Genomic DNA, 25,359 nt, shown 5'->3' on the forward strand with positions numbered 1-25,359 from the left:
CCAGTGTAATCCACTTAGTTGCCGCCATAAATCTGGTTAGGCAACCAAGTAATAATGCCTGGCCACACATAGGCAATCACTAGCATCATCAGCTGAATGCCAATAAAGGGCAAAACACCGCGATAAATAGTGCTGGTCGGTACCGATGCCGGAGTGACACTACGCAAATAGAATAACGAAAAACCGAACGGTGGCGTTAAGAACGAGGTTTGCAGATTTAAAGCAATCATCACCCCCAGCCAGACTGGATCCAGGCCCATCGACAGCAACACCGGCCCCACAATCGGCACCACAACAAAGATGATTTCAATAAAGTCGAGAATAAAGCCCAGTAAAAAAATCACCAGCATGACAAGAAAAAATGCACCCAGTACGCCACCTGGCAACTGGGCAAAGACATTTTCAATCATCACATCGCCGCCAAAGCCACGAAACACTAACGAAAACAGCGAGGCACCAATTAAAATCATAAACACCATGGCGCTGATTTCAGCGGTGCCAAAGGACACTTCACGCAGACGGGCAATAGTAAATTGACCTTTAAGCAGTGCCAGTATTAAAGCACCAATTGCGCCCAAAGACGCCGCCTCAGTTGGCGTCGCAACACCGGCTAAAATCGAACCCAATACCGAACCCATTAATACCAAGGGCGGAATTAAGGCTTTAAATAAGCGTCCCCATTCGATCGGCCCTAAAGCTTCTTGCGGTAATGCTGGGAGTTTCTTCGGCTGAGTCACTGCAACAAAAATCAAATAGGCGATATACATCCCCACCAACAACATGCCGGGAATTAACGCACCAATAAATAAGTCACCGACCGAAACGGTTTTTGGAGTAAACACACCCATACGAATTTGCGCTTGCTGATAAGCACTGGAGAGCACATCACCGAGCAGCACCAGAATAATCGACGGTGGAATAATCTGCCCCAAGGTACCGGTTGCAGCTAGAGTGCCGGTTGCGACCGCAGGGTCATAACCGCGGCGCAGCATAGTCGGTAGCGCCAGTAACCCTAAAGTCACCACCGTGGCACCGACCACACCGGTACTGGCAGCCAATAAGGCTCCGACGACACAGACCGAAATGGCCAAACCACCGCGTAAGGTGCCAAACAGGCGCGACATGGATTCCAGTAAGTCTTCCGCCACCCGTGACTTCTCAAGCATCACGCCCATAAACACAAACAGCGGCACGGCCAGCAGGGTTTGGTTATTCATAATGCCGAATAAGCGGTTGGGTAAGGCTTGCAAAAAGACCGGATCAAAAACACCGGTTAACATCCCGAGCACGGCAAATAATAAAGATACGCCGCCCAGCACAAAAGCCACTGGATAACCCAACACCAGAGTTAAACAAATAGTGATAAATAAGCCAATCGCCAATACTTCAGTCATGTTGCACATCCTTAACTGAGCTTGGCGCCAGCAGTTGCTGAGCAAACAGCACCAAGTCCGCGCAACATTGCAGCAGTAAACTCACCACCAATAATAAAATAATACTTTTTTGTAGATACATAAAACCTAAGCCGCCGCTCTCGCCCGAAGTTTCATGGATTGCCCAAGAGTTAGCCACATAGCCCCAACTGTTCCAGCCTAAAAATAAGCACATCGGCAACAGCAGAAACAGGTGACCACAGCTATCGACTAAGGCTTTTTTTCGTACGGAGAAGTTTTGATAAAAAATATCCACTCGCACATGCGCTTCGCGCTGCAAGGCCCAAGCGGCAGTCCCCATAAACGTCAGCGCATGCGCATACATCACCGCTTCCTGCAACGCCGTTGCGCCGACACCAAAGGCATAACGCAAGACCACCACACAAGCAGTTCCCAACACCAAAAATAAAGTGAGCCAAGCACAGGCTCGGCCCAAAACAGCATTAGCAGCCTGAATGTGCGTAGCGATGCGCACCGGCCAAGTTGATAAGGACATAAGAAAGCTTCTAAATCTAAGTAAGTCGCTAATTGTAGAGTGTGTGCATAAAATTGACCATGCGCATGTTATCCACCTATGACGTGCACGGTACTGTGGATAAGCTGGGGAGACTCGGCGCTAAAGCAGAGCAGGCGGGGCGTACAGGGATCTGTTCAAAAAACGTACAGCGTTGTTAAACTGTACACAAAGGCACGGGATGGTGCTGTGGATAACCTGTTCATCCATGTCTACAGGCCATGTATTACCAAGGCTACAGCTCATTGATTATTTTTTAACCAAGCAGTTTCATCTGTATATCTCTGTCGCTTATCCACTGCACTAAATATAAGAATCTAGAGTTATTCATGAATGTCTAACCAGCGTCGATAATTTTCCACCTAGTTTATCCACTTAGAGCGTGCACCATACTGTGGATAAGCTGGGGAGACTCTGCGCTAAGCCTGATCTGCTCTGACTTGCAGGTGACTGATCAATAAACACACAGACTTTTTAAACTGTGCACAAAGCCACTGGACGGTACTGTGGATAACCTGTTCATCCATGTCTAGAGGCTATATGCTACAAGGCTTACAGCCTACTGATTGTTTTTTAACCATATTTTTATATCAATGCATACCATCATCTTATCCACATGACAAAACTCTGCGCCATGCACAGTCAATCTAAAATATTTGCGCTACGCCTCAGTTAACTCCCCAGCTTATCCACTTAGAAGCTGTATGAGGCTGTGGATAAGCTGGGGAGACTCAGCGTAGAGCCATAGCTGACGTGGCTTTCAGAGAGCTGCTCAATAAACGTACAGCCCTTTTAAACTGTGCACAAAGCCACTGGACGATACTGTGGATAACCTGTTCACCCCTAGCCACAGGCCACAGCCTGTCTGGTTTAGAGCGTACTGTCTATTTTTTGATCAAGAAACCTAAGCATCTGCAACACAACAGCTGTAGAACTGCGCCGATCACTCGATCCACATTCAATATCAACGCTAAAATAAATTGACAGCTTGCACAACTCACCTAACAATGCGGCAAGGTTGGTTTGTATCTACGCGATAACAATGGATGCCCATAATGCCATCACAATTACTGACACTGCTTGGAGTTATTATCATTGCTGTTGCTCTATGGGGATTGTTGCGCGGTAAAATTATTGCCGGCGCTTGTGGATTGCGCAGTCACTACTACTACAAATACGATAACCCATTTAGTTTTTATGGTTTTGTCCTGATCTACCTCTCGATCGGCTCTTTTATTCTCTATCAATCCCTCTTGTAGCAGAGACGATACAAACCATTAGTAACTTATCCACTTTAAGCATGCATGGTGCTGTGGATAAGCTGGGGAGACTCTGCGCTAAGCCTGACCTGCTCTGACTTGCAGGCGACTGATCAATAAACACACAGACCTTTTAAACTGTACACAAAACAAGCCAGCCATTCTGTGGATAACTTGTTGATAGAAACCGCATGTCTTTGTTTTATAAAGGTTTACGCCTGTTGATTACTTTTCTGGCAATGCCTGACGACCATGCTTTAAAACGCGTAAAGCATCCCAGCTATACACAGCTAAAGCCGTCCAAATAAAACCAAAGAAGATAAATGAGTCGGCTGCAAAGGGCTCTTTAAATAACAGCACAGCTAACAGCAAGAGTACTGTCGGGGTGATGTACTGTAAAAAAGCCAGGGATGCATAAGGCAAATTTTTCGCGGCTGCATTAAAGAGCAACAGTGGTATTAAGGTCACAGGCCCAGATAAAGCTAACCAAAACATCTGTCCACTGCCTAAAAACTCACGTTGCATACTGGCTGCTTGTGGATGGAGCCATAGCCACGTTAACGCTACTGGCACCAGCATCCAAGTTTCAATGGTCAAACCCGGTAATGCCGCCACCGGTGCTTGCTTACGAATCAATCCATACAAGCCAAATGAGCAGGCCAAGGTCAAAGACAGCCAAGGTATCTTACCCAGGCTCCAAACTTGCAGCCCCACGCCAATCGCCGCCAAGGCAACCGCTAGCCATTGTAAGCGTCGTAAACGCTCACGTAAAAACAGCATAGCTAATAAGACATTCACTAACGGGTTGATGTAATAGCCCAAGCTGGCTTCCACCATCTGGTCATTGTGCACGGCCCAGACATACAGCGTCCAGTTTGTCGCAATCAGCGCACCTGAAACAGCTAAAACCATAAAGCGCTTAGGATGGCTGTACAGTTCTTGCCACCAGCCACGATGTCGCCATATCAATAAAAGGCTCGCACTGAACAGCGCTGACCACAGCACACGATGAACGATCACCTCGTCGGCAGGCGAGCCATCTAAGGTTTTAAAGTAAAGCGGGAACATGCCCCAGAGGCTATAGGCCAAAAGACCGAGCACATAACCGCGACGTGTATTAGGTATAAAGCTCATATTTGTTAGCCAGCTAACTAAAAATTCAGTCTATTCTAGGCTGCAACACTACGACTGTCTTGCTTGCGCTTAAAAAAGCTTTAAAAAAGGCTCATCTAAAGCGGCACGCTGCTCACGTAAGATCAAAATCTGCTCGCCCCAATAGCGTTCGCTACCAAACCAAGGGAAGCTTTGTGGAAACGCAGGATCATCCCAGCGTTGCGCTAGCCATGCACTATAATGCAATAGCCGTAACGCACGTAGGCCTTCAATCAGCGGCAGTTCACGTGGCGAAAAGTCATAAAACTCTTGATAACCTTCGACCAACTCTGACAACTGCGATAAGCGTTCTTGATAGTCACCCGCCAGCATCATCCATAGATCTTGGATAGCAGGTCCCATCCGGCAGTCATCTAAGTCAACGATAAAAAAACTTTCATCGCGGCACAGTAAATTACCGGGATGGCAATCGCCGTGCACACGTATGGCGGTATAGGGGTGCTCGGCAAATAACGCATCGACCTTAATCAATAAATCACGCACCACCGACTCCCATGCCGGTCGCAAGCTTTTTGGTACATGTTCGCCACTGCATAAGCGCTCAAATGAAGCATGTCCGTAGCTGGCCACACTCAACTCTGGACGCTCGCTAAAATCCTTACTGGCGCCCACTGCATGCAGACGTCCCAGCAATTGTCCAAGACGATATAATTGATCTAAATTACCCGGCTCAGGCGCTCGGCCACCGCGGCGTTCAAATAGGGCAAAGCGAAAACCAGCATGCTCAAATAAACTCTGAGCGTTATGTTGCATGGGCGCAACCAACGGGACATCACATTCAGCCAACTCAAACGAGAAGGCATGCTCTTCAAGAATTTGCGCATCGCTCCAACGTTTTGGGCGATAAAATTTGGCAATTAGAGGTGCTTTATCTTCAATACCGACTTGATACACACGGTTCTCATAGCTATTGAGCGCCAGCACGCGTGCATCACTTAAAAACCCTAAGCTTTCGACCGCATCCAAAACTAAATCTGGGGTCAATGCAGCAAACGGATGAGCAGACATGGCGAGCTCCTTAACTTAAGTGGCACAGTGTAACAGGCTACAAATAAAACACTGCACAGCTTGACCGCTCTCAGAGCAAAATAGATATTGCCGCTTGTTCTTTATTTATGTGCCAGCAAACACTACAACATTAACAACCATACACACAATCAAAGCAACTCTGTGGGCGCGTGTCATCTCGACACAAGCACGCGAGGCAAAGTTCATCCTATAATAGAAGCATTCCTGCTGGTGACACGCAGATTTACCTATCATTAAGGATATTTTATGTCGTATTTAAGTAAAGGCCGAACGCTTATTTTAAGCATCATAGGCATTTTATTTGCGGTGATAATTGGCTTACTGGTCGGCAATTATTTAACAGCCGATGGGGACAGTTCGCAAGCCATACGCGAGGCCGGGATTATTATTTTACCTAAGAGCCGTGAACTGCCCGCTCTGCAGCTCGCCCGTACTGATGGCGCACTACAGGATACCCAAGCCTTGACTGGCAAATGGAGTTTAGTATTTTTTGGTTATACCTTTTGCCCTGATATTTGCCCAACCACTTTGGCAGAATTACGCCAACTGAAGAAGTTGCTGCCCGAAGACATCAAAAGCAACTTGCAAATATTGATGGTTAGCGTCGACCCACAGCGTGATACCTCAGAGCAACTGAAACTGTATTTACAGTACTTTGACCCTGAATTTATTGGTTTAACTGGTGAATTAACCGATATCCAAACCCTCAGTAACGCACTAAGTATTCCCTTTATTCCTGGCGACACCAGCAAACCACGCTACACCGTCGACCACAGTGGCAACTTAGCAGTCATCAGTCCTGATGGGCGTCAACACGGTTTTCTCCGTGCGCCCTTGGATGTGAATAAATTGGCAGAACAGCTACCGCAGGTTATGACGCCATAAAATAGGGGATCAACAAGGTCGCGGCAATAATCACGCTCATTGCCAGCGGCCAGCCATACATGATGACCCGCCAACGTGTTTGTGTATGACGCAGCTCCATAAAGCCATCAATAATCAAACCTGATTTGATCACCGCGACCGTTAGTACCGCACCGACCTGGCTACCGAGAGTCATCGCATTGGCACCGAAATACACCGTTGCCGCAGTCGCTGCGACCAACGCTAACCAACAGAAAATCAACACTTTTGTATTTGACATGCTGTCGTCCTACCCCAGTAAATACACGAGTGGAAAGATAATCACCCAGGCTAAGTCGATCATATGCCAATACATCACACCAGACTCCATACCGCTACGATTCTCAGCATCATAACCCAGCTTAAAACAGCGCCAGGCTAAAAAAGCCAAGACCAATAAGCCTAACCACACATGTAAGAAGTGAAACAGCGTCAGCAGCCAATACAAGGTAAAAAACATATTGTATTCAAGATCAAATCCCGCATTGGCTAGATGCGTGTATTCACTGAGTTTGAGCACCACATACACCATCGCCGAAGCAATCGCTGCCACTATCAACAGCGATGCTTGTCGCGGACGATTAGCCCGTACTCGCTCCACGGCCAAGGCCGCTAAAAAGCCTGAAGACAAAAGACCCACCGTCATAGCAAAACCGGTCGACGGATCGAGCTGCGCACGTCCCGCCTGAAACATCTCTGGATAGAGCATTTGTGTGACACTGAAAGCGATAATAAACAGCGTAAAAGCGGCCAGCTCAGCTAGGATAAAAATCCACATGGCCAAATCACCCGGCAAGGCATGACTGGCAGCAGGCTGCACCACTGCAGCCTGGGGCTGCTTACTCGAAGTGGACATCGACGACATCCATTAATGCTGCGACTGTTTGCGGATCATCACTGAGCGGCTCAGCTAAACAGGCTAGACAGGCTTCACGCACCGGCATACCAGCTTTGATCATACGTGCGGCAAAAATCAATAAGCGCGTAGAAGCAACTTCTTCAAGATCATGATTTTCTAAACGACGCAACGCTTGCCCTAAACGGACGATTTGCGCCGCAAGTTTAGCATCCACACCCGCTTCAATTTCAACGATTTTTTGCTCCTCAGCAGCACTTGGATAATCAAAACGCAAAGCGACAAAACGCTGACGGGTACTGGGTTTCATGCCTTTCAATAAATTTTGGTAACCGGGGTTATACGACACCACCAACATAAAACCAGGGGGTGCTTTAATGGCTTCACCGGTGCGCTCTAAAAATAATTCACGGCGATCATCGGCTAGCGGGTGTAAAACCACTGCGGTATCTTGTCGCGCCTCAACGACTTCATCTAAATAGCAAATGCCGCCTTCACGTACCGCACGGGTCAGTGGGCCATCTTGCCACCAGGTCCCTTCAGAACCAATTAAGTGACGACCGACCAAGTCAGCAGCACTTAAATCATCATGGCAGGCTACGGTATATAAAGGCAGGTTTAAGCGGTGCGCCATATGCTGCACAAAGCGCGTTTTACCACAGCCAGTCGGGCCTTTGATCAGCACTGGCATCCCATGTTGCCAAGCATGCCGAAAGACCGTTTCTTCATTACCAAGAGTCTGGTAAAACGGCTCATCAGAACGTACAAAAGCATCTTGTTTAAGACTTGTATTCACGCTTATACCCTACCTATTCACTTGGTTATGACTACGTTAACTGCCTTATAGGTCCCTTCTCAACCGCTCAAATAGTGAATCTTGATTGCCGTCAAGCGCATTGTTAGCCTGCCTGTCTAGGATGTGACTGCACGCACAGTTTACCCGGGATATGCCAAACAGCCACTCATTGAAAACAGGATGGCTTTAAAGCTCAAATAAACCACAGGTTTTAAAAGAGTAAAGTCATTCAAAAGGAGATTAATCTATGTCTACAAAAGGCAAACCACTTCTGGCGGGTATCGTGGCCGCTATGTCGATGTCGCTATTGAGTTTTTCAATAGCGCACGCTGCAGCAAATCCAGAAGAAGCTGAAGCAGCTTACAAAGGCGCCGCATCAACTGTTGACCCTGCAAGTATTAAAACAATACGTACTGCGGGCGCCCCTGACCTCTCTGATTCTGAATTTGAGATGGCCAAGGAGATTTACTTCCAACGCTGCGCGGGTTGCCACGGCGTACTACGTAAAGGCGCAACAGGTAAGCCACTCACGCCAGATATTACCCAATCTCGCGGACAAGCCTACTTAGAGGCTTTGATTACGTACGGATCTCCGGGCGGTATGCCGAACTGGGGAACATCAGGTGAGCTCACCAAAGAGCAAATCACTTTGATGGCCAATTATATTCAGCATACGCCGCCAACTCCACCAGAGTGGGGCATGCCTGAAACGAAAAAATCCTGGAAAGTATTGGTTAAGCCAGAAGACCGTCCAACCAAACAAATGAATAAACTCAACCTTCCCAATCTTTTCTCAGTCACCTTGCGTGATGACGGTAAGATTGCGTTGATTGATGGTGACACCAAGGAAATTATTAAAACCATTGAAACCGGTTATGCGGTGCATATTTCGCGGATCTCAGCATCAGGTCGTTACTTGTTCGTGATTGGCCGTGATGCACGCATCGATATGATCGACCTCTGGATGGAAGAGCCGACGCGCGTTGCCGAAGTAAAAGTGGGTATCGAAGCACGTTCAGTAGAAACATCTAAGTTTAAAGGCTATGAAGATAAGTATGCGATTGCTGGCTCTTACTGGCCGCCGCAATACACCATCATGGATGGTGAAACGCTTGAGCCGCTACAAATCGTTTCAACTCGCGGTATGACCGTTGGCACTCAGGAATATCACCCAGAACCACGTGTCGCGGCGATTATTGCTTCGCACGAACACCCAGAGTTTATTGTCAACGTCAAAGAAACCGGCCGTATTTTGCTGGTCAACTATAAAGATATTGATAACCTCACCACGACCAGTATTGGTGCATCACTGTTCTTACACGACGGTGGTTGGGATAGCACACACCGTTACTTTATGACGGCGGCCAACAACTCCAACCAAGTCGCGGTGATCGACTCAAAAGACCGTAAGCTCGCAGCCTTGGTTGATGTGGGTAAAATCCCTCATCCAGGCCGTGGTGCTAACTTTGTGCACCCTGAGTTTGGTCCAGTATGGGCAACCAGTCACTTAGGTGATGAGACTATTTCTCTGATTGGTACTGATCCAAAGAAACATCCTGATCAAGCCTGGAAAGTTGTACAAACCCTGAAAGGTCAAGGGGGTGGTTCGCTGTTTATCAAAACTCACCCGAAATCGACCAATCTGTATCTTGATACCACCTTTAACCCAGATGAAAAAATCAGCCAGTCTGCGGCTGTATTTGATATCAAAAACCTCGCTGCAGGCTACAAAGTACTTCCTATTGCCGACTGGGCTGACATCGACGGTGGCGTAAAACGTGTACTACAACCAGAGTATAACGAAGCAGGTAATGAAGTTTGGTTCTCTGTCTGGAGTCAGCAAGACGAAGTTTCTGCCATCGTAGTGGTTGACGATAAGACCTTAAAACTGAAAAAAGTGATCAAAGACAAGCGTTTGATCACTCCGACCGGTAAATTCAACGTGAACAATACTCAACACGACGTGTACTGAGTACACTATAAGAAGGGTGAGTTAAAACTCACCCTTTACTAAGCCTTGAGGAATACTTATGAAAAAACTTTTAATTCCAATGTTTGCACTGGGTGTAGCTTTCGCTGCACAACCAGCATTAGCAAATGATGGTGAAGCACTGTTTAAAACCAAGCCATGTGCTGCTTGCCACACTATTGACAGCAAAATGGTGGGTCCAGCCCTTAAAGAAGTCGCAGCTAAATATGCGGACGTTGATGGCGCATCTGAGACACTTGCTTTGCACATTAAGGATGGTATTTCTGGCCTTTGGGGTCCAATCCCTATGCCACCTAATGCCGTAACCGAAGAAGAAGCGAAAATCCTCGCTGACTGGGTTTTAAGCCTGAAGTAACACCGTTGGAGGACGTCATGCCGGTCACCAAGAAAGCTGTACAGTATTTGTTGGGAATTTTCATGGCGTCTCTCCTTCCTCTTTCTACGAGCGTGGCTACGCCGCTCACTGCTGAACGGCAAGCGACACTCGAACACCTCTTGATTCAGGACTGTGGCTCTTGCCATGGCCTGCGTATGACCGGCGGTCTCGGTCCTGCCCTGACCCCGCAAATTTTAGCTGATAAATCCCGTGAAAGTTTAATCGCGACGGTCATGTATGGCCGCCCGGGTACAGCAATGCCACCATGGGACGCCTTACTCAACGAGCAAGACGCGACTTGGATGATTGATCGTTTGTTACAAGGAGTTACCCCATGATGCGTCGAATTGGTACGGTCTTTTTAGCGGGCCTACTCAGCGCCTGTGCCACACAGCCAAACACGCCTCTGCGCGGCACAGGCGACTTAGGTATCGTGATTGAACGTGCCGCTGGCAGCGTGCAAATTATTGAGCACAGTCACAACACGGCTCTGGCTCGCGTCGAAGGCTTAGGTGATTTATCGCATGCCTCAGTGGTGTTCTCGCGTGATCAGCGCTTTGCTTATGTGTTTGGTCGTGATGGTGGCCTAAGCAAAGTCGATATGCTGCTTGCTAAAATTGATAAGCGCATTATCCAAGGCGGCAACAGCATTGGCGGCGCCATCAGCCAAGACGGTCGCTTAATCGCCGTGGGTAACTACGAGCCAGGCGGGGTCAAAGTCTTCGATGCCGACACTTTAGAGCTGGTCGCTGATATTCCCGCGACCACTGTCGCGGATGGCAGTCGTGGCTCGCGGGTGGTGGGCATGGTGGACGCACCTGGGCAAAAATTCTTAGTCAGTTTATTTGATACCGGTGAAATTTGGATTGCTGACTTCAGTAAAAGTAAAACACCAGAAATCACCCGCTTTACTAATATTGGCGACCAACCCTACGACTCGATGCTGACCCCCGATGGCCGCTATTATATCGCTGGATTGTTTGGCGAAGATGGTATGGCGCTGTTGGATTTATGGCACCCAGAAAAAGGTGTCAAACGTATTCTAGATGGCTACGGCCGTGGCAGCGAAAAACTCCCAGTGTACAAAATGCCTCATCTTGAAGGCTGGACCGTTGCCGGCGATCACGCTTTTGTACCGGCCATTGGCCGCCATAAAGTACTGGTGATGGACACTAATACCTGGCAGCAATCCGGCAGTATTGACACAGTCGGTCAACCCGTTTTTGTCATGGCCCGTCCTGATGCGCGGCAAATATGGGTCAACTTTGCCTTCCCTGACAACCAGTATGTACAAGTCATTGATAGCGAAACCCATAAGATTCTCGCTACGTTAGAGCCGGGTCCAGGCGTGCTCCATATGGAATTCACTCCGCGCGGCGAACATATTTGGATTTCCGTACGAGATAAGGGCGAAGTACAAGTGTGGGATACCGCAACCTTGAAAAAACTTCACACCCTGCCCGCCGACAATCCCAGCGGTATCTTCTTTAGCGACCGAGCGCACCGTATCGGTCTATAGGAGTTGCACCATGGACGACCTTTGCTTACGCATGCTGGATCGTTTCCAGCATGACTTACCTATTTGCGCTGCACCCTACCAAGCAATGGCCGATGAACTGGGCTGTACTGAAGACGATATCTTGCAGCGCCTCACTTTGCTCAATCAGCGCAAAGCCCTCTCACGAGTAGGTCCGGTGTTTGAACACAGCCGTGCCGGCGCTAGCACTTTAGTTGCTTTAGCGGTACCTGAAGCACGGATTGAAGAAGTGGCAGCGCAAATTAACGCCTTTGATGAAGTCAATCACAACTATTTACGTGAACATAACTGGAATCTTTGGTTTGTACTGACCGGTCCCAGCCGTGAGCATCTCGATCAAACGCTAGAAAAAATCGAACAACTCACCGGTCTAACCCCCTTAGATTTACCAATGCTCACCGCCTACCAAATTGATCTCGGTTTTGCTTTAGGCAAAAACTCACAGGTGCCCACATGAATAGCGCCTTATCGATTGCACAGCAACAACAGCTGCGACGTATGCTGGAAAATGGCCTAGCGTTGACCTCGCGTCCTTATCAAGTGTTTGCTGAACAGATTAATAGCACTGAGCAAGCCGTTATCGAGCATGTCCAGGGTTTAGAAGAGCAAGGTTTCTTTCGGCGCTTTGGTATTGTCGTTAAGCACCGCGCGCTCGGCATCAATGCCAACGTTATGCTGGTGATGGACATTGAAGATGAGCGGGTTCACCAAGTTGGCGAAGCACTTGGAGAAGCACCTGGCGTCAATCTTTGCTATCGCCGCCCACGTCGTCCGGACTGGCCCTATAACCTATTTTGTATGGTCCATGGCCGTGATCGCCAAGCCGTCGAAGCTCATGTAATCGAGCTATTACAACAACATAATTTGCAACAACGCCCACATCATTTGCTCTTTAGCACGCGTGCCTTCAAACAGCGCGGTGGGCGTTATAACCAAACGGGGACAATCTAGTGGATGAATTTGATCGTCACCTGCTGAATCGACTGCAACATGGTTTGCCTCTGGTACGTGATCCGTGGGGCGCACTGGCAGAAGAGTTAGACTGCAGCGCAGAGCGTATTCGTCAGCGCTTACAAGAACTACTCGATGATGGCACCTTAACCCGTTTTGGTCCGATGTTTGATATCGAACAACTGGGCGGCGCTTTTACCTTAGCGGCGATGACCGTGCCTGAACAGCGCTTTGCTGAAGTCACCGAACTGCTCAATAATATTCCCGCGGTGGCGCACAATTACCGCCGCGAGCACGCTTTTAATATGTGGTTTGTTTTAGCCTGCCCCAGCCCTGAAGGGATTCAACACAGCATTGCTGAAATTGAAGCCCTAACCGGTTTATCAGTGCTGAACTTACCTAAGGAGAAGACCTACCATGTCGGCCTCCATTTCCCGCTCTGATCAACAACTCGCCCAACAACTGATTACCCTCACTGAAGCCGGCATGCCTCTGGTTGCTGACCCCTGGGCATGGATGGCAGAGCGCATGAACCTCAGTGTCGATGACACTTTGGCTTTATTGCAACGCTTACAAGACACAGGCGCGATTCGCCGGATTGCCGCAGTACCCAATCACTATCGTCTCGGCTATACCTTTAATGGCATGACGGTGTGGGATGTCGATGATGAACATATCGACCGCTTAGGCGAGATCGTCGGCAACTTGCACTTTGTTAGCCATTGCTATCGCCGGCCACGTTTAGAGGGTTGGCGTTACAATCTATTTGCTATGGTGCACGGCCTGAATGCTGAGCAAATAGAATACGAACGAAATCTTATTCGTAATCAACTCGGTGATGCCTGCCGCGCTGATACGATGCTGGTCAGTACTCGCATTCTAAAGAAAACTGGTTTGCGATTGGCCGCTCAGCGTCAGGAGAAGTAAGCATGCTTAGAATCAGCACTTATCTACGTGCCATTGCTGGCCACAGCCCTGCACCTCGTGCAGCAAAGCCTGGCAGCACCCGCGCGCCAGTGGTCATTTGGAACGTTTTACGACGCTGCAATCTCACTTGCAAACACTGCTATTCAACTTCTGCCGATATCGACTTTAAAGGCGAATTGAATACGGCCGAAGCACTGGCAGTCATTGATCAGCTGCATGCAGCTGGCGTCAAAGTTTTAGTCCTCAGTGGTGGGGAACCACTGATGCGTCCCGATATTTTTCAACTGGCCGAACATGCACGTCAATACGGCTTTTATGTTGCCCTCTCCACCAATGGCACTTTAATCAACGAAAGCAATATTGAACAAATTGTCGCCGCTGAATTTGACTATGTCGGCATCAGCATTGATGGTTTGCCAGAAATACACGATGAATTCAGACAAATGAAAGGTGGCTTTGCGGCATCAATGCATGCTGTCAAACTCTGCCGACAGCATAATATTCGCGTCGGTCTGCGTACCACTTTAACCATGCATAACCATGTCCAACTGCCTGATTTATTAGAGTTGATGCGTGAGTATGATGTACAGAAATACTACTTATCGCACCTTAATTACAGTGGTCGTGGCAAACGCAGCAGTAAAATTGATGCGCACTGGGAAATGACCCGCGATGCGATGAATCAAATTTTTGATCGCGCTTGGGACGATGTACAAAAAGGTATCGACACTGATTTTGTCAGCGGCAATAACGATGCTGATGCGATCTTATTGCTGCAATGGACTGAGCGTAACCTGCCACAACACCGTCAACACATGGAAGATATGCTGCGTGCTTGGGGTGGTAACGCCTCAGGAGCTGGGGTCGCCAATATTGATAATCTCGGTGATGTGCACCCTGATACGTATTGGCAACAACATACGCTGGGTAATGTACGCAAACAAAACTTCTCCGATATTTGGTTCAATAACGCTGACCCTTTACTGCTGCAACTACGCCAACACCCACGTCAAGTCAAAGGCCGCTGCGGTGAATGCCAATGGCTCAGCATTTGTAATGGTAATACCCGTACTCGTGCTTGGGCTGCTGGTAATTTATGGGCTGAAGACCCCGGCTGTTACCTCAGCGATGAAGAAATAGGCGTCACTGTTTTACCAGAGATTAACTGCGTAGCGCTGTAGGTGTGTCACACCTTGGTGATGACTTTATTACTGTGACCTGAAGTCACTTTGGAGCTGACATGGATCAGACAACCGCTCTCCCCGCTGCACTGCAAGCCGCTTTCGCACCTGGCGAAGTCGCATTAATTGGTGCCGGACCCGGTGACCCCAGCCTGCTCACTTTGCGAGCTTGGAGCTTATTGCAGCAAGCCGATGTCGTCGTCTATGACCGACTGGTTAGCCAAGAATTAATGGTGCTCATTCCTGAGCGTTGCGTGCGCCGTTATGTCGGCAAATCCAGCGGTCATCATAGTTTGCCACAAGAACAAATCAACCAACTGCTTGCCGATCTGGCGCAGCAGGGTTTACGTGTTGCACGCCTCAAAGGCGGTGATCCATTTATTTTTGGTCGTGGCTCAGAAGAGCTGGATTTTCTTCTACAGCGACAGATTAGCTGCCAAGTAGTACCCGGTATTACAGCCGCCTCAGGTTGCACCGCGTACGCAGGAATTCCGTTAACGCACCGCGGCGTTGCCCAATCCTGTCAGTTTATTACCGGTCACTTACAAGAAGACGGCGCACTGCATCTACCCTGGAAAAGTTTAGCCAGCCCAAATCAAACCTTAGTATTTTATATGGGACTGAGCAGTCTTGAAGAAATCTCCAGTCAATTGGTGCTCGCCGGCTTACCTGCCAACACCCCAGCAGCTTTGATTGGTAACGGCACCTATGCCAATCAACAAGTGGTACGCGGTACGGTTGCCGAGTTACAAAATATGGCCGATAACGCTTACTTGACACCGCCGACCTTAACCGTAATTGGCCAAGTGGTCGATTTATTCAGCCATCACCCCGTACGTCACCCCGCTTATATCAGTCATATCCCTGCTGAGATTGAGGAAGCATTATGCGTTTAACCTTCGACTGGCGGCCGCTGACCTTACTGGGCGTGCTCGGATTTGCTAGCAGCGCAATGGCCGCAGACAACACTGATTTTACCGAGACGCAGCAGCTCTATGAACAACATTGCACTGTCTGCCATGGCGCACAACGCATTGGTGGTGCAGGTCCCGCATTACTTCCAGAAAGTTTAGGTCGGATCAAAAAAGCTGAAGCCAGCAAAGCAATTAGCGAAGGTCGTCCTGCCAGCCAAATGGCTGCCTATAAAGATATCCTCAGTCCAGCGCAAATAGAAAATATGGTCGAGTATCTCTACACCCCAAGCGAAAACCCTCCGTCTTGGAGTGACGCTGATACTCGCAACAGCCATCATATACTGGCGGATCTCAGCACTCTAGCGACGACACCACAACACACATCTGATCCGCTTAATTTATTTGTGGTAGTGGAAGCTGGCACTCACCATGTCACCGTATTGGACGGCGATACGTTTGAATCAATAGCGCGTTTTCAATCACACTTTGCTCTGCATGGCGGCCCAAAATTCTCACCGGATGGTCGTTTTGTCTACTTTGCCTCACGTGATGGCTGGGTCAGCAAATACGACTTAAATAACCTCACCATGATCGCCGAAACTCGCGTGGGTCTAAACACCCGTAACCTCGCGGTCAGCAATGATGGACGCTGGGTACTGGCCGGTAACTATTTGCCTGGGAATCTAGTGCTGCTCAATGCTAGTGATCTAACGCTGGTGAAAAGCATCCCAACGATCGGTGCGGATGGCACCAGCTCACGGGTCAGTGCCGTGTATACCGCGCCACCACGCGATAGCTTTGTCGTCGCATTAAAAGATACTAAAGAAGCTTGGGAATTATCCTATGCTGGCACGCCAGACTTCACTCCGCGACGTATCATTGCTCAAGACTTCTTAGATGATTTCTCCTTTACCCCAGATTATCGCTATTTATTAGCCACCTCACGCAAAGCGCATGGCGGCCAAGTCATTGATTTAGATACGGGTAAATCCATCACCGATATTCCTCTACCCGGCATGCCACATCTTGGTTCTGGTATTTACTGGAAGCGTAACGGTGAATGGGTCTTTGCTACACCTAATATCAGTAAAGGTTTAATCTCCGTTCTAGATCTAAAAACTTGGAAGCTGATTAAAGAGATTCCGACCGAAGGTCCAGGTTTCTTTATGCGCAGCCATATCAACTCCAAGTACGCATGGACCGATGTGTTTTTTGGTCCTAATCAAGAGGTTGTGCATTTAATTGATAAGCAAACCTTAGAAATCGCTCATACGCTACGCCCAATGCCAGGCAAAAACGCTGCACACGTTGAGTTCACCAATGATGGTAGCCATCTGATCCTTAGCGTTTGGGATACCGACGGCGCACTGATCGTATACGATGCAAAAACCTTAAAAGAGGTCAAGCGTATCCCAATGAATAAGCCATCAGGCAAATACAACGTGGGCAATAAAATCGAATTTGCTGAAGGGACTTCACACTAAGCTCAGCCCCTCTTTGTCGGTTGCCGTCAGCCGACCAAGAGGGGCGCTCATGGCCTATACGTTATGCTGCACCGTTAAACACTGTCATGAACATGCGCCACGGCCTATTTTACTCATCTCTAAGGGGCATATTTGTGTATCAAGCCGCAGTCAAAACTGCAGCAATAGAGGCCTACCTATGTGGTTTAAGTGGAAGAAAAGAGCAACACAACTACAACAACAATGCACGACTCTGCAAGCTGTAAACACCCAGCAACTTGAGCACATCCAGCAGCTGGAAGACGCCTTAGCACACGCGCAAAGCTCGGCTGATCAACACCAGCAGCACCTGCAATTTAATCGCGGCGTTTCCAGTAACCTAATTCGCTTCGGTAGTTCCATCGCCCATTTGGGTGACTCGTTTGAATACCTCGCAGCGCAAATGAACTGTAATCAACAACATGCACAAACAGTCGCCAGCGCCACAGCCACCAACCAAGAAAATTTCAGTGAACTGCAAAATACAGCAATGGCGATGGAAAAAGGCCTCTTAGAAACCACTGAAAAGATTGATACGCTGGCGGCACACTCACAAGAAATCAACGGCATTGTTGATCTGATTAGCGGCATTGCCAGCCAGACTAACTTACTCGCTCTCAACGCTGCCATTGAAGCCGCCCGCGCCGGTGATGCTGGTCGAGGTTTTGCCGTAGTGGCCAGTGAAATTCGCCATCTTGCCGAAAGGACGGCTTTAGCGACGGATGATATCGTCCACAAGATCAATGAAATCCAAGTCGAAACAAAACAAGCACACGACTACATTCAGAGCCAAGGACAACTGGCACAAGGCTTTAATGAGACCACTCAACACGCTGTTGCCGCCATGCGCAGTCTGCATACCTTGGCAGGGCGTATGCATAAAGATATCGAGCTATCCGCCTTGCGCGCCGGTATTGAGCTGGCCAACCTTGATGAGCTGTCGCTTAAATTTATTGTTTATCACCACCTCCTTAACCAAGAAAAGCAAGCCGTGCCACAGCTGCCGTCTGATCATGAATGCCGCTTTGGTCGCTGGTACTACAATGATAGCAGTCGCGATTTGCGCCAATTAGCAGAATTCCAACGCATTGAACGGCCACATTCAGCCGTTCATAAGCAAGGACAGCAGGCAATGGAAGCCTACCAAAATGACGCATTAAAAGCGGCGGTAGAGCACTTAGAAGCCATGGAAATCGCTAATTTGGAGGTGATGCAAGTGGTCACCGCTGTCTTAAAATACTACGAAGAGCAGTAAGCCGACTGGCAAAAATAAAACCTGCTCGCACCCCTCATATAGAAAGTGATGGTCAGCCTTCACTGCGACTATCTAGCCCCAGTTCAGAGAGCAGCAAGCGCTGATTTAAGGTTAGCGTATTTAAATTCAAAGCCAATATGCACGGTGCGCTCAGGCTGAATATGCTGTCCGCCCAATAATAATCCAGCCATTTCTCCGAGCATTAGTTTCAAGACAAAACCTGGCGCGTGCATAATGGCCGGACGCTTCACATGCTGGCCTAACGCTTTGGCAAACGCTTGATTACGCACCGGCTGTGGCGCGCAAGCATTGTATGCACCGCGCGCCTCGGGCTGGTGCAGCACATGATCAATTAATGCCACTTCATCATCTAAGTGCACCCAAGGCATCCATTGCTGACCACTACCTTGCTTACCACCCAGTCCTAAACGAAATAATGGCAATAACCGCGCTAAAAAGCCGCCTTTACTGGTGAGTACCAAACCGGTACGCACCAGTACCACACGCACACCCAGTGGTTCTGCTGCCTGCGCTGCGGCTTCCCAATCGGCACACAGTTGCGTGGCAAAGTCAGGGCTTTGTACAGGGCTGTTTTCTGTCAATAGCTGCTCGCCACCATCACCGTACCAACCGACCGCAGAGCCCGAAATTAACACCTGTGGCTTATGCTCTAAAGTAGATATCCAACTGACTAAGCGCTCAGTCAAAGCAATCCGACTGTCGCGCAACAGTTTGCGCCGCGCTTGCGTCCAAGGTCGATCGGCAATCGGTGCGCCGGCTAAGTTAATTACCGCATCCAGCTTAACCTGATCAAGCTCATGCAACTCACCTACGGCATGCACCGCGTCACCACATAAGCGCTTAACCCGCTCAGGTGTACGACTCCAAACATAGAGCTCGTAGCCTTGAGCCAACCAATGTTGGCATAAGCTACGGCCAATCAAACCCGTACCGCCGGTTATTAAAATACGCATAGTTCATTTCTCCTGCACGCTGCAATAGTAAATCGACCTAGCACGTTCACACACCAACCAAGATTAAAAAGCAAAACGCCCTAGTCTTCATTAAACTATAGATCCACCTAAAATACTTGTACAATAACCAAGAACAGGTACAACTATTTGTTATACATACATTTTAATAACCGTGCAAAACTATTTACCTGCAAGGAACCCTTATGCCATCGTCTAAAATTGCCATTATCGGTGCTGGAATGGCCGGCATTACGGCTTAGCTGATCCACAACGTGGATTGTATATCGCTGGAGATTGATGCGGTAATGGCGATGTTTACAGTGCTTGGCACAGTGGCCAACAATACAGCAGGCAGTCGCACGACTGTATGCGGTGATAAATTATTCCTAGGCGAGTACAGTTGTTTGCTAAAATAGGCTATTTATTGCCACCTGCTAGGGATTTTTTGTGATTGAAGCTGTATGGATTGTTTTTGCTTTTAGCTTAGGGATTGGCGTTCGAATGATCGGGCTGCCACCGCTAATTGGCTATCTCGCCGCTGGCTTTTCAATTGCCGCTTCAGCAGACTATCTTGGCTTATCTATCGAGAGTACTACTGCTCTACAGCATATTGCCCACCTTGGCGTGTTGCTATTATTATTTACCGTCGGTTTAAAACTTAAAGTAAAAAGTTTAGTTCGCCCAGAAGTGATGGGCGGTGGGCTGCTGCATTTTTTTATTAGCACATTAGTTTTTGCACCCGCTTTTTTCTTATTTTTAGACGTCAGTTGGTACACAGCAATTATGCTGTCGATTGCCTTATCATTCTCTAGCACGGTATTGGCTGCTAAAGTTCTAGAAGGCAAGCGTGAACTGCGTGCATTCCATGGTCGTGTCGCAATTGGTATTTTGGTAGTACAAGACTTAATTGCCTTGTGTGTCATGAGTATTGCCAGCGGACAAACACCATCCATGTGGGCCTTGGTAGTCTTTGGTATTCCATTACTGCGCCCACTGATTTATCGCTTGGTCGATTATAGCGGCCACGAAGAGCTTCTAGTGCTATTGGGCTTGCTGCTGGCTCTGGTGGTCGGTGGTTACGGTTTTGAGCAAATTGGCTTGAGTTCAGAGTTGGGTGCCTTGGCATTTGGTGCATTACTCGCCAACCACCCACGCTCCAGTGAGCTCTCAAAAGCACTGTGGAGCATCAAAGAAATCTTTTTGGTGGGCTTCTTCTTACAAATAGGGATGGGCGGTCTACCTGATCAGCAAGCGATTATTTTTGCATTGATTCTGGCAATTGCACTACCGCTAAAAGGCGCGTTGTTTTTCGGCTTAATGGTGCTGTTTAAACTCAGGGCGCGCAGTGCTTTTCTAACCAGTTTAAGCCTGACTAACTACAGTGAATTCGGTTTGATAGTTGCCAGTATTGCTATTCCCGAATGGATTATTCCGCTGGCTTTGACCGTCGCCTTTTCCTTTGTCGTTTCAGCACCGCTCAATCGCTTTGCCCATACGCTGTATGAAAAACTGAGTAAGTATCTGATTTTGCTCGAACGCAAAGGTTTTCATCCCGATGAACAGCCACTGTATATCAATGATGAAATCCTAATTGTGGGGATGGGTCGCACCGGCATGGCAGCCTATAAAGCTTTGCATAATAAAGGCTATTCAGTGCTCGGTATTGACTCAGACCCGATCAAAATTGAACAACAAACACTAGAGAAAATTCATAGTCTATTTGCTGATGCAGAAGACTCAGTGTTCTGGAAACGTCTACGCGCTCCTCATTTAAAATATGTCATTTTAGCCGCCAACGATTTAGAAGCAAAAACCTTAGCCGCACAGAAACTACGCGAAAGTGGTTTTAAAGGCTTTATTATCAGTCACTGCTTATACCCTGAACATGCGGACAGTATCCGTGCTGCGGGTGCGGATTTTATCCACAAAACTTTTTCAGAGACGGGTCTTAAACTGGCTGAGCATGTTCTCGAGCATACTCAACCACAAGAGCACTAAGGGACACCCTGTTAATTAAATATCACCGCAAGCAACCAAGCATGCCCAGTCAAGATTGATTTAACACTCAACTAAACAGCGCATCACTGCTTAGCTCTCGTCATGGGCGATTGGTACACTGATCGTAAAGCGTGCGCCATAAAGACCACTTTCTGCAGTCAGCTTGCCACGCATCAAATTAATAATACCGTAGCTTACTGATAAGCCTAATCCAGTACCTTTACCCACTGGCTTAGTCGTGACAAAGGGCTCAAAGATACGATCAAGCAAATCATCCGGTATACCACCGCCGCTATCCTCAACAGTGATACAAACCATATCGTTCTCAACTTTACTGTAAATATGAACCCAAGCCTGCCGACCCGCCTCATTAAAGTAGCGCGTTGCTGCATATTGAGCATTAAGCAATAAATTAATCAGGACCTGCTCAAAACGATCAACGTGACCTTTGATTTGCGGTAAAGGCAGCAAATCCATCGTTATTCGTACTGAATCCTTTTCCATGCCTTCTTGCACGAGCAAGACCGCATCCTTAATAGCCGCGGCAGGATCAAACAGGGTACCTTCGATTTCCGAGTGACGCCCAAAAAGACGCATATGATCAACGACTTTAGACACGCGACTCACCTGGCTTTCCAGTCGCTTCAATTTATCAAACAAATACTGCGGATCAATAGATTCAGAACTGTCGAGACGCTTCAAGATATTGGTTAATGCCATATGCATCACTGTCAGCGGCTGGCTTATCTCATGGGCTAACCCAGTCGCCATTTCACCAAGTGTCGCCATTTTTGAGCTCTGATAGATCTGTTGGCGAGCATTGTGTATCTCAGTATTATCGCGCCCAACACCTTGAATCTCAATAAGATTGCCCTCTTCATCAAATAGGGCTCGATCTGACCAGACCCACCATACATGCACGTTCTCAGACAGATTCAATAACATTTCGATGCTGCCGCTAGGATTTTCAGGTGTCAGTTGGGCATAACGCTGGAGTAGTTTTTGCCGTTGCGCAGAGGAAAGAAAATCACCCAAATTAATCTTTAAATCATTATCAGCATCTGGACTTAAGCCCAAAGAAGTTAACAGCTGACGATTACTGTACAGAACGGTTAAATCGGGCAAGTATCGGCAAATAATCGCTGGCGCATCCTCAACCAACATTCTGTAGCGCTCTTCGCTTTTACGCACTTGCTCTGCAGATTCTGTCGCATCGGTCACATCAATGCTCAGTCCTACCACCTCTTTTGGCAGCCCTCGTTCATCGCGAAGTAACTTAGATTCATCTAAAATCCAGTGGTAAATATTTTTGCTGTCCCTTATTCGGTAACGACGGCTAATTGAGCCTGTGCGTAACAGCTCTTTTAATCCCTTATAATAACCTTCACTATCATCTGGATGAACAAGCGCACCTAGCGGCATCGCTTGTAGCTGCTCATAAGTCCAACCCAACATTGGCTCAAGGCTAGCGCTACAAAAGCTCAGATGAAAAGTCTCATCTTGATAGCCTAAAATGTACACAATCGCAGGTGCGTTATAGATCAACCCTTCTAACCGCTGCCAAGCATCATCAACAGCTGTTTCCATCTGCTTTAAGTCATTAATATTCATCGCATAGCCGAACAAGCGTTGGTTATCGCCATCACCCTCAATACGCTCAGCCATCATCCGATACCATGTGCTATGACCATTGACTCGAATACGCAATGCCATATTAAGCTTAGTACCAGTACTCATCGCCTGCGCTAACTGATCCCTATACTCAGGCAGGTCTAAGGGGTCAACGGCCTGCATCGCCGCTTCAAAACTGATACAGCCATCATCGCTTAGCAACAATCCTAAAATATTTGCAAGATTGGCATCCATGTATACTTTATTTAGATTGGGATAATACTCCCACCAGCCCGATGCCAAGATCTTCTGCAGATAAGTCTTGCGCTCGATCACCCGTTGCATATTTTTTTGGCTTAATGCTAAATGTAAGGGACAGCTAAACAAATAAAGAATGGCAGTCCAATCGGTATGATCTAGACCGTAAAGTTTATTCTTATCCTCACTAGCTGGCATCATCAGCCAAAGATACACACCATCATGCTCAGCATAAGGGAGTAACACTACCGACGTCTGATGTACGCCTATTACCAATGGAATGGGACTACTTGTTCTCGGATTTAGCCCTTGAAGAACATCTCGAGCCTCTTCAACAACACCGGCAATCGAGCTCGCTTCCGGTAAGGATGCTTGCGCATATTGCTGCCACTGCTTCGTCTGTCGTGTGAGCAATAAAACCCAAGGCAAGCGCAAACGTAACATCAGTCCTTCCAGCCATTCCTCGGTAAGATCTTTTAATGACGTAGAAGATGAAGCACGCAGCTGAGTAGACTTCAGAATGGTAAAATCCAAAATTTTGCGTCGTAGCGCCTCTTCTGCGCTACGCATCACAAGCGTTGTATTATCAATCAAAACAATATGCCAATGCGGGGTCTGCGCAAATAACGCACCTTGCATATGCAGAGAGCGGCCATCTCGACCAAGAAACACCAAGGATAACTGGTTGGGCCACTCATCTACCGGCAAGCTTATTTCAAAAAATGGCTGACACAAAAAAGCTGACAGCGCTAAGGGTAATTGCGCTTTAGAAATAGCGAGCAAAGATTTTAATTCTTGACTGATGCAAACAACCTGTCCTTTTTTATCAACCTCTAAGCTCAAACCTACTAGCGCCTTCTGAGCGGGCAGGTCTAGAGCTATTTCCTTTTTTGAAGTATCTCGTTTACGCCAAAATATTTTCATTAAAATCTCACATTGCAATAATTATCTGAATATAATCAAGAGAGCTTTTATGTAAAACGCGCCATCTGAGCATATAAATATAATCAATTGTGAGCCTCCGCAAGCATAGAGGCTTCAGTGTTGTATTTGACGCATACCCACACAGAACGAATACATTGTAGACTTTATAGCAACAACTGCAAAAACATAATTAATATATAAATAACCAAGAATCATAACGGTACTTACATGTCTTATTTGTTAATATCAATTGGCTTGCTGATATGGGGTTTAATATGCGCCATTCAAGATATGCGCAGAAAGAAAATAAACAATCTACTTACACTCGGATTATTTTTTATTGCTCTTTCTTATATTTTCATTACAGGTAATACACTAACGCAATCAAGCATAGGACAAGCTATATTCGGTCTATTTTTAGCAATAGCCTTAAGCTTACCAGGCTATATCACTGGAAATATGGGCGCCGCCGATGTAAAAATGTTATCGGCAATAGCAATAGCAACTAACAGTAACTATGTACTTATATGCTTTATCGGAGCAGCAGTCTCAATAGCGATTTGGACATTATCAAAACCACTGTGGCCAAAACTACCTAGTGGCGTGCATAAAGCAGTTCCTCTGATGAATCCGACCACAGGAAAAGCACTACCTTATGCACCATTTTTATTTATAGGTATGTTAATGGCAACTTTATCAAAAGCGTTATTGACTAGCGCTTAAACTTACCACCATCAGCTTCGCCATAATACTCTGGAATGGGATGTTTATAACTGTCTAACAACCGCTGCATCGCTAGCTCTCGCTCAGCGGGTGTTGCAGTTTGCACTTTTTTAGAGGCGGTATTACCCTCTCGCTGCAATTGCAGCCACATTTCAGTTTTTAATTCTGGACTATCTAATATTAATGGTTGTGCAGAGCCAGCGAAAACATGAGTTCCAGCTAAACTTAATATAACAGCCGTATAAAGTACCTTTATGTTCATAACACTCTCCAAT

Annotated in this window: 26 protein-coding genes; 16 read left to right on the forward strand and 10 right to left on the reverse strand. The window is 47.5% G+C overall.

The features are described from left to right. Positions 1 to 14: 14 nt before the first annotated feature. Positions 15 to 1,394, reverse strand: coding sequence for a TRAP transporter large permease (locus JYJ62_RS12790; RefSeq protein ID WP_205342620.1), 1,380 nt, complete (start codon positions 1,392 to 1,394; stop codon positions 15 to 17). Next, complete coding sequence (locus JYJ62_RS12795; RefSeq protein WP_205342621.1) at positions 1,387 to 1,929, reverse strand: TRAP transporter small permease subunit; 543 nt, start codon at positions 1,927 to 1,929, stop codon at positions 1,387 to 1,389. The genes JYJ62_RS12790 and JYJ62_RS12795 overlap by 8 nt, the downstream gene beginning before the upstream one ends. Positions 1,930 to 3,002: 1,073 nt before the next feature. Here JYJ62_RS12795 and JYJ62_RS12800 point away from each other — a divergent pair. Next, positions 3,003 to 3,206, forward strand: a complete 204-nt coding sequence (locus JYJ62_RS12800; protein WP_205342622.1) for a hypothetical protein — start codon at positions 3,003 to 3,005, stop codon at positions 3,204 to 3,206. Between the two features lie 225 nt (positions 3,207 to 3,431). On the opposite strand, the gene rarD is transcribed toward JYJ62_RS12800, so the two are convergent. After that, entirely contained in the window at positions 3,432 to 4,340 is a 909-nt protein-coding gene (gene rarD / locus JYJ62_RS12805) for an EamA family transporter RarD (RefSeq protein ID WP_205342623.1), read from the reverse strand. A 69-nt stretch (positions 4,341 to 4,409) separates the two neighbouring features. Further along, entirely contained in the window at positions 4,410 to 5,387 is a 978-nt protein-coding gene (locus JYJ62_RS12810; protein WP_205342624.1) for a serine/threonine protein kinase, read from the reverse strand. 267 nt (positions 5,388 to 5,654) lie between these two features. On the opposite strand from JYJ62_RS12810, the gene JYJ62_RS12815 reads away from it, so the two are divergent. Beyond that, the gene (locus tag JYJ62_RS12815; RefSeq protein ID WP_205342625.1) at positions 5,655 to 6,293 is read left to right on the forward strand and encodes an SCO family protein; all 639 of its coding nucleotides are present in this window, start codon (positions 5,655 to 5,657) and stop codon (positions 6,291 to 6,293) included. On the opposite strand, the gene JYJ62_RS12820 is transcribed toward JYJ62_RS12815, so the two are convergent. Genes JYJ62_RS12820 through JYJ62_RS12830 form a run of 3 tightly spaced genes read right to left on the reverse strand, consistent with a single transcriptional unit; the run spans position 6,280 to position 7,963 of the window. Beyond that, a complete protein-coding gene (locus JYJ62_RS12820) occupies positions 6,280 to 6,552 on the reverse strand; it encodes a cytochrome C oxidase subunit IV family protein (RefSeq protein ID WP_205342626.1) in 273 nt (90 codons plus the stop codon). The two genes, JYJ62_RS12815 and JYJ62_RS12820, sit on opposite strands and share 14 nt — an antisense overlap. Positions 6,553 to 6,561: 9 nt before the next feature. Beyond that, positions 6,562 to 7,167, reverse strand: a complete 606-nt coding sequence (locus JYJ62_RS12825; protein WP_205342627.1) for a cytochrome c oxidase subunit 3 family protein — start codon at positions 7,165 to 7,167, stop codon at positions 6,562 to 6,564. Beyond that, entirely contained in the window at positions 7,151 to 7,963 is an 813-nt protein-coding gene (locus JYJ62_RS12830) for a CbbQ/NirQ/NorQ/GpvN family protein (RefSeq protein WP_205342628.1), read from the reverse strand. Before JYJ62_RS12830 ends, JYJ62_RS12825 begins: the two co-directional genes overlap by 17 nt. A gap of 292 nt (positions 7,964 to 8,255) precedes the next feature. Between JYJ62_RS12830 and JYJ62_RS12835 the strand changes: the two genes are divergently transcribed. From JYJ62_RS12835 to JYJ62_RS12890, 12 genes are all read left to right on the forward strand, one after another. After that, a complete protein-coding gene (locus JYJ62_RS12835) occupies positions 8,256 to 9,935 on the forward strand; it encodes a cytochrome D1 domain-containing protein (protein ID WP_420042848.1) in 1,680 nt (559 codons plus the stop codon). A 58-nt stretch (positions 9,936 to 9,993) separates the two neighbouring features. Continuing rightward, the gene (locus JYJ62_RS12840) at positions 9,994 to 10,308 is read left to right on the forward strand and encodes a c-type cytochrome (protein ID WP_205342630.1); all 315 of its coding nucleotides are present in this window, start codon (positions 9,994 to 9,996) and stop codon (positions 10,306 to 10,308) included. Between the two features lie 17 nt (positions 10,309 to 10,325). Next, positions 10,326 to 10,667, forward strand: a complete 342-nt coding sequence (locus tag JYJ62_RS12845) for a c-type cytochrome (RefSeq protein WP_205342632.1) — start codon at positions 10,326 to 10,328, stop codon at positions 10,665 to 10,667. After that, a complete protein-coding gene (locus tag JYJ62_RS12850; RefSeq protein WP_205342633.1) occupies positions 10,664 to 11,848 on the forward strand; it encodes a cytochrome D1 domain-containing protein in 1,185 nt (394 codons plus the stop codon). The genes JYJ62_RS12845 and JYJ62_RS12850 overlap by 4 nt, the downstream gene beginning before the upstream one ends. A 10-nt stretch (positions 11,849 to 11,858) precedes the next feature. Beyond that, on the forward strand, positions 11,859 to 12,323 hold the full coding sequence (locus JYJ62_RS12855; protein ID WP_205342634.1) for an Lrp/AsnC family transcriptional regulator: 465 nt from the start codon (positions 11,859 to 11,861) through the stop codon (positions 12,321 to 12,323). Next, positions 12,320 to 12,817, forward strand: a complete 498-nt coding sequence (locus JYJ62_RS12860) for an Lrp/AsnC family transcriptional regulator (protein WP_205342635.1) — start codon at positions 12,320 to 12,322, stop codon at positions 12,815 to 12,817. The genes JYJ62_RS12855 and JYJ62_RS12860 overlap by 4 nt, the downstream gene beginning before the upstream one ends. Then, positions 12,817 to 13,260 carry an Lrp/AsnC family transcriptional regulator gene (locus JYJ62_RS12865; protein WP_205342636.1) on the forward strand — a complete coding sequence of 148 codons (444 nt, stop codon included), beginning with the start codon at positions 12,817 to 12,819 and terminating at the stop codon, positions 13,258 to 13,260. Before JYJ62_RS12860 ends, JYJ62_RS12865 begins: the two co-directional genes overlap by 1 nt. Continuing rightward, complete coding sequence (locus JYJ62_RS12870) at positions 13,235 to 13,744, forward strand: Lrp/AsnC family transcriptional regulator (RefSeq protein WP_205342637.1); 510 nt, start codon at positions 13,235 to 13,237, stop codon at positions 13,742 to 13,744. The genes JYJ62_RS12865 and JYJ62_RS12870 overlap by 26 nt, the downstream gene beginning before the upstream one ends. A gap of 2 nt (positions 13,745 to 13,746) precedes the next feature. After that, complete coding sequence (gene nirJ / locus JYJ62_RS12875; protein ID WP_205342638.1) at positions 13,747 to 14,925, forward strand: heme d1 biosynthesis radical SAM protein NirJ; 1,179 nt, start codon at positions 13,747 to 13,749, stop codon at positions 14,923 to 14,925. Positions 14,926 to 14,984: 59 nt separating this feature from the next. Then, complete coding sequence (gene cobA / locus JYJ62_RS12880) at positions 14,985 to 15,821, forward strand: uroporphyrinogen-III C-methyltransferase (protein WP_205342639.1); 837 nt, start codon at positions 14,985 to 14,987, stop codon at positions 15,819 to 15,821. Positions 15,822 to 15,877: 56 nt separating this feature from the next. Then, positions 15,878 to 17,323 carry a nitrite reductase gene (locus JYJ62_RS12885; protein WP_205342786.1) on the forward strand — a complete coding sequence of 482 codons (1,446 nt, stop codon included), beginning with the start codon at positions 15,878 to 15,880 and terminating at the stop codon, positions 17,321 to 17,323. A 178-nt stretch (positions 17,324 to 17,501) separates the two neighbouring features. After that, positions 17,502 to 18,596 (forward strand): methyl-accepting chemotaxis protein, encoded by a 1,095-nt coding sequence (locus JYJ62_RS12890; protein WP_205342641.1) that lies wholly within the window; start codon positions 17,502 to 17,504, stop codon positions 18,594 to 18,596. Positions 18,597 to 18,679: 83 nt separating this feature from the next. Here the strand turns inward: JYJ62_RS12890 and JYJ62_RS12895 are convergent, their stop codons facing one another. Next, positions 18,680 to 19,570 (reverse strand): TIGR01777 family oxidoreductase, encoded by an 891-nt coding sequence (locus tag JYJ62_RS12895; RefSeq protein ID WP_205342642.1) that lies wholly within the window; start codon positions 19,568 to 19,570, stop codon positions 18,680 to 18,682. Positions 19,571 to 20,017: 447 nt separating this feature from the next. Between JYJ62_RS12895 and JYJ62_RS12900 the strand changes: the two genes are divergently transcribed. After that, positions 20,018 to 21,568, forward strand: a complete 1,551-nt coding sequence (locus tag JYJ62_RS12900) for a cation:proton antiporter family protein (RefSeq protein ID WP_205342643.1) — start codon at positions 20,018 to 20,020, stop codon at positions 21,566 to 21,568. Positions 21,569 to 21,658: 90 nt separating this feature from the next. On the opposite strand, the gene JYJ62_RS12905 is transcribed toward JYJ62_RS12900, so the two are convergent. Beyond that, a complete protein-coding gene (locus JYJ62_RS12905) occupies positions 21,659 to 24,361 on the reverse strand; it encodes a PAS domain-containing sensor histidine kinase (RefSeq protein WP_205342644.1) in 2,703 nt (900 codons plus the stop codon). 228 nt (positions 24,362 to 24,589) lie between these two features. On the opposite strand from JYJ62_RS12905, the gene JYJ62_RS12910 reads away from it, so the two are divergent. Beyond that, a complete protein-coding gene (locus JYJ62_RS12910; protein WP_205342645.1) occupies positions 24,590 to 25,084 on the forward strand; it encodes a prepilin peptidase in 495 nt (164 codons plus the stop codon). On the opposite strand, the gene JYJ62_RS12915 is transcribed toward JYJ62_RS12910, so the two are convergent. Continuing rightward, entirely contained in the window at positions 25,074 to 25,346 is a 273-nt protein-coding gene (locus JYJ62_RS12915; protein ID WP_205342646.1) for a DUF3613 domain-containing protein, read from the reverse strand. The two genes, JYJ62_RS12910 and JYJ62_RS12915, sit on opposite strands and share 11 nt — an antisense overlap. Positions 25,347 to 25,359: the final 13 nt, after the last annotated feature.

The sequence above is a fragment of the Denitrificimonas caeni genome, assembly GCF_905120345.1.
GTDB lineage: Bacteria > Pseudomonadota > Gammaproteobacteria > Pseudomonadales > Pseudomonadaceae > Denitrificimonas > Denitrificimonas caeni_A.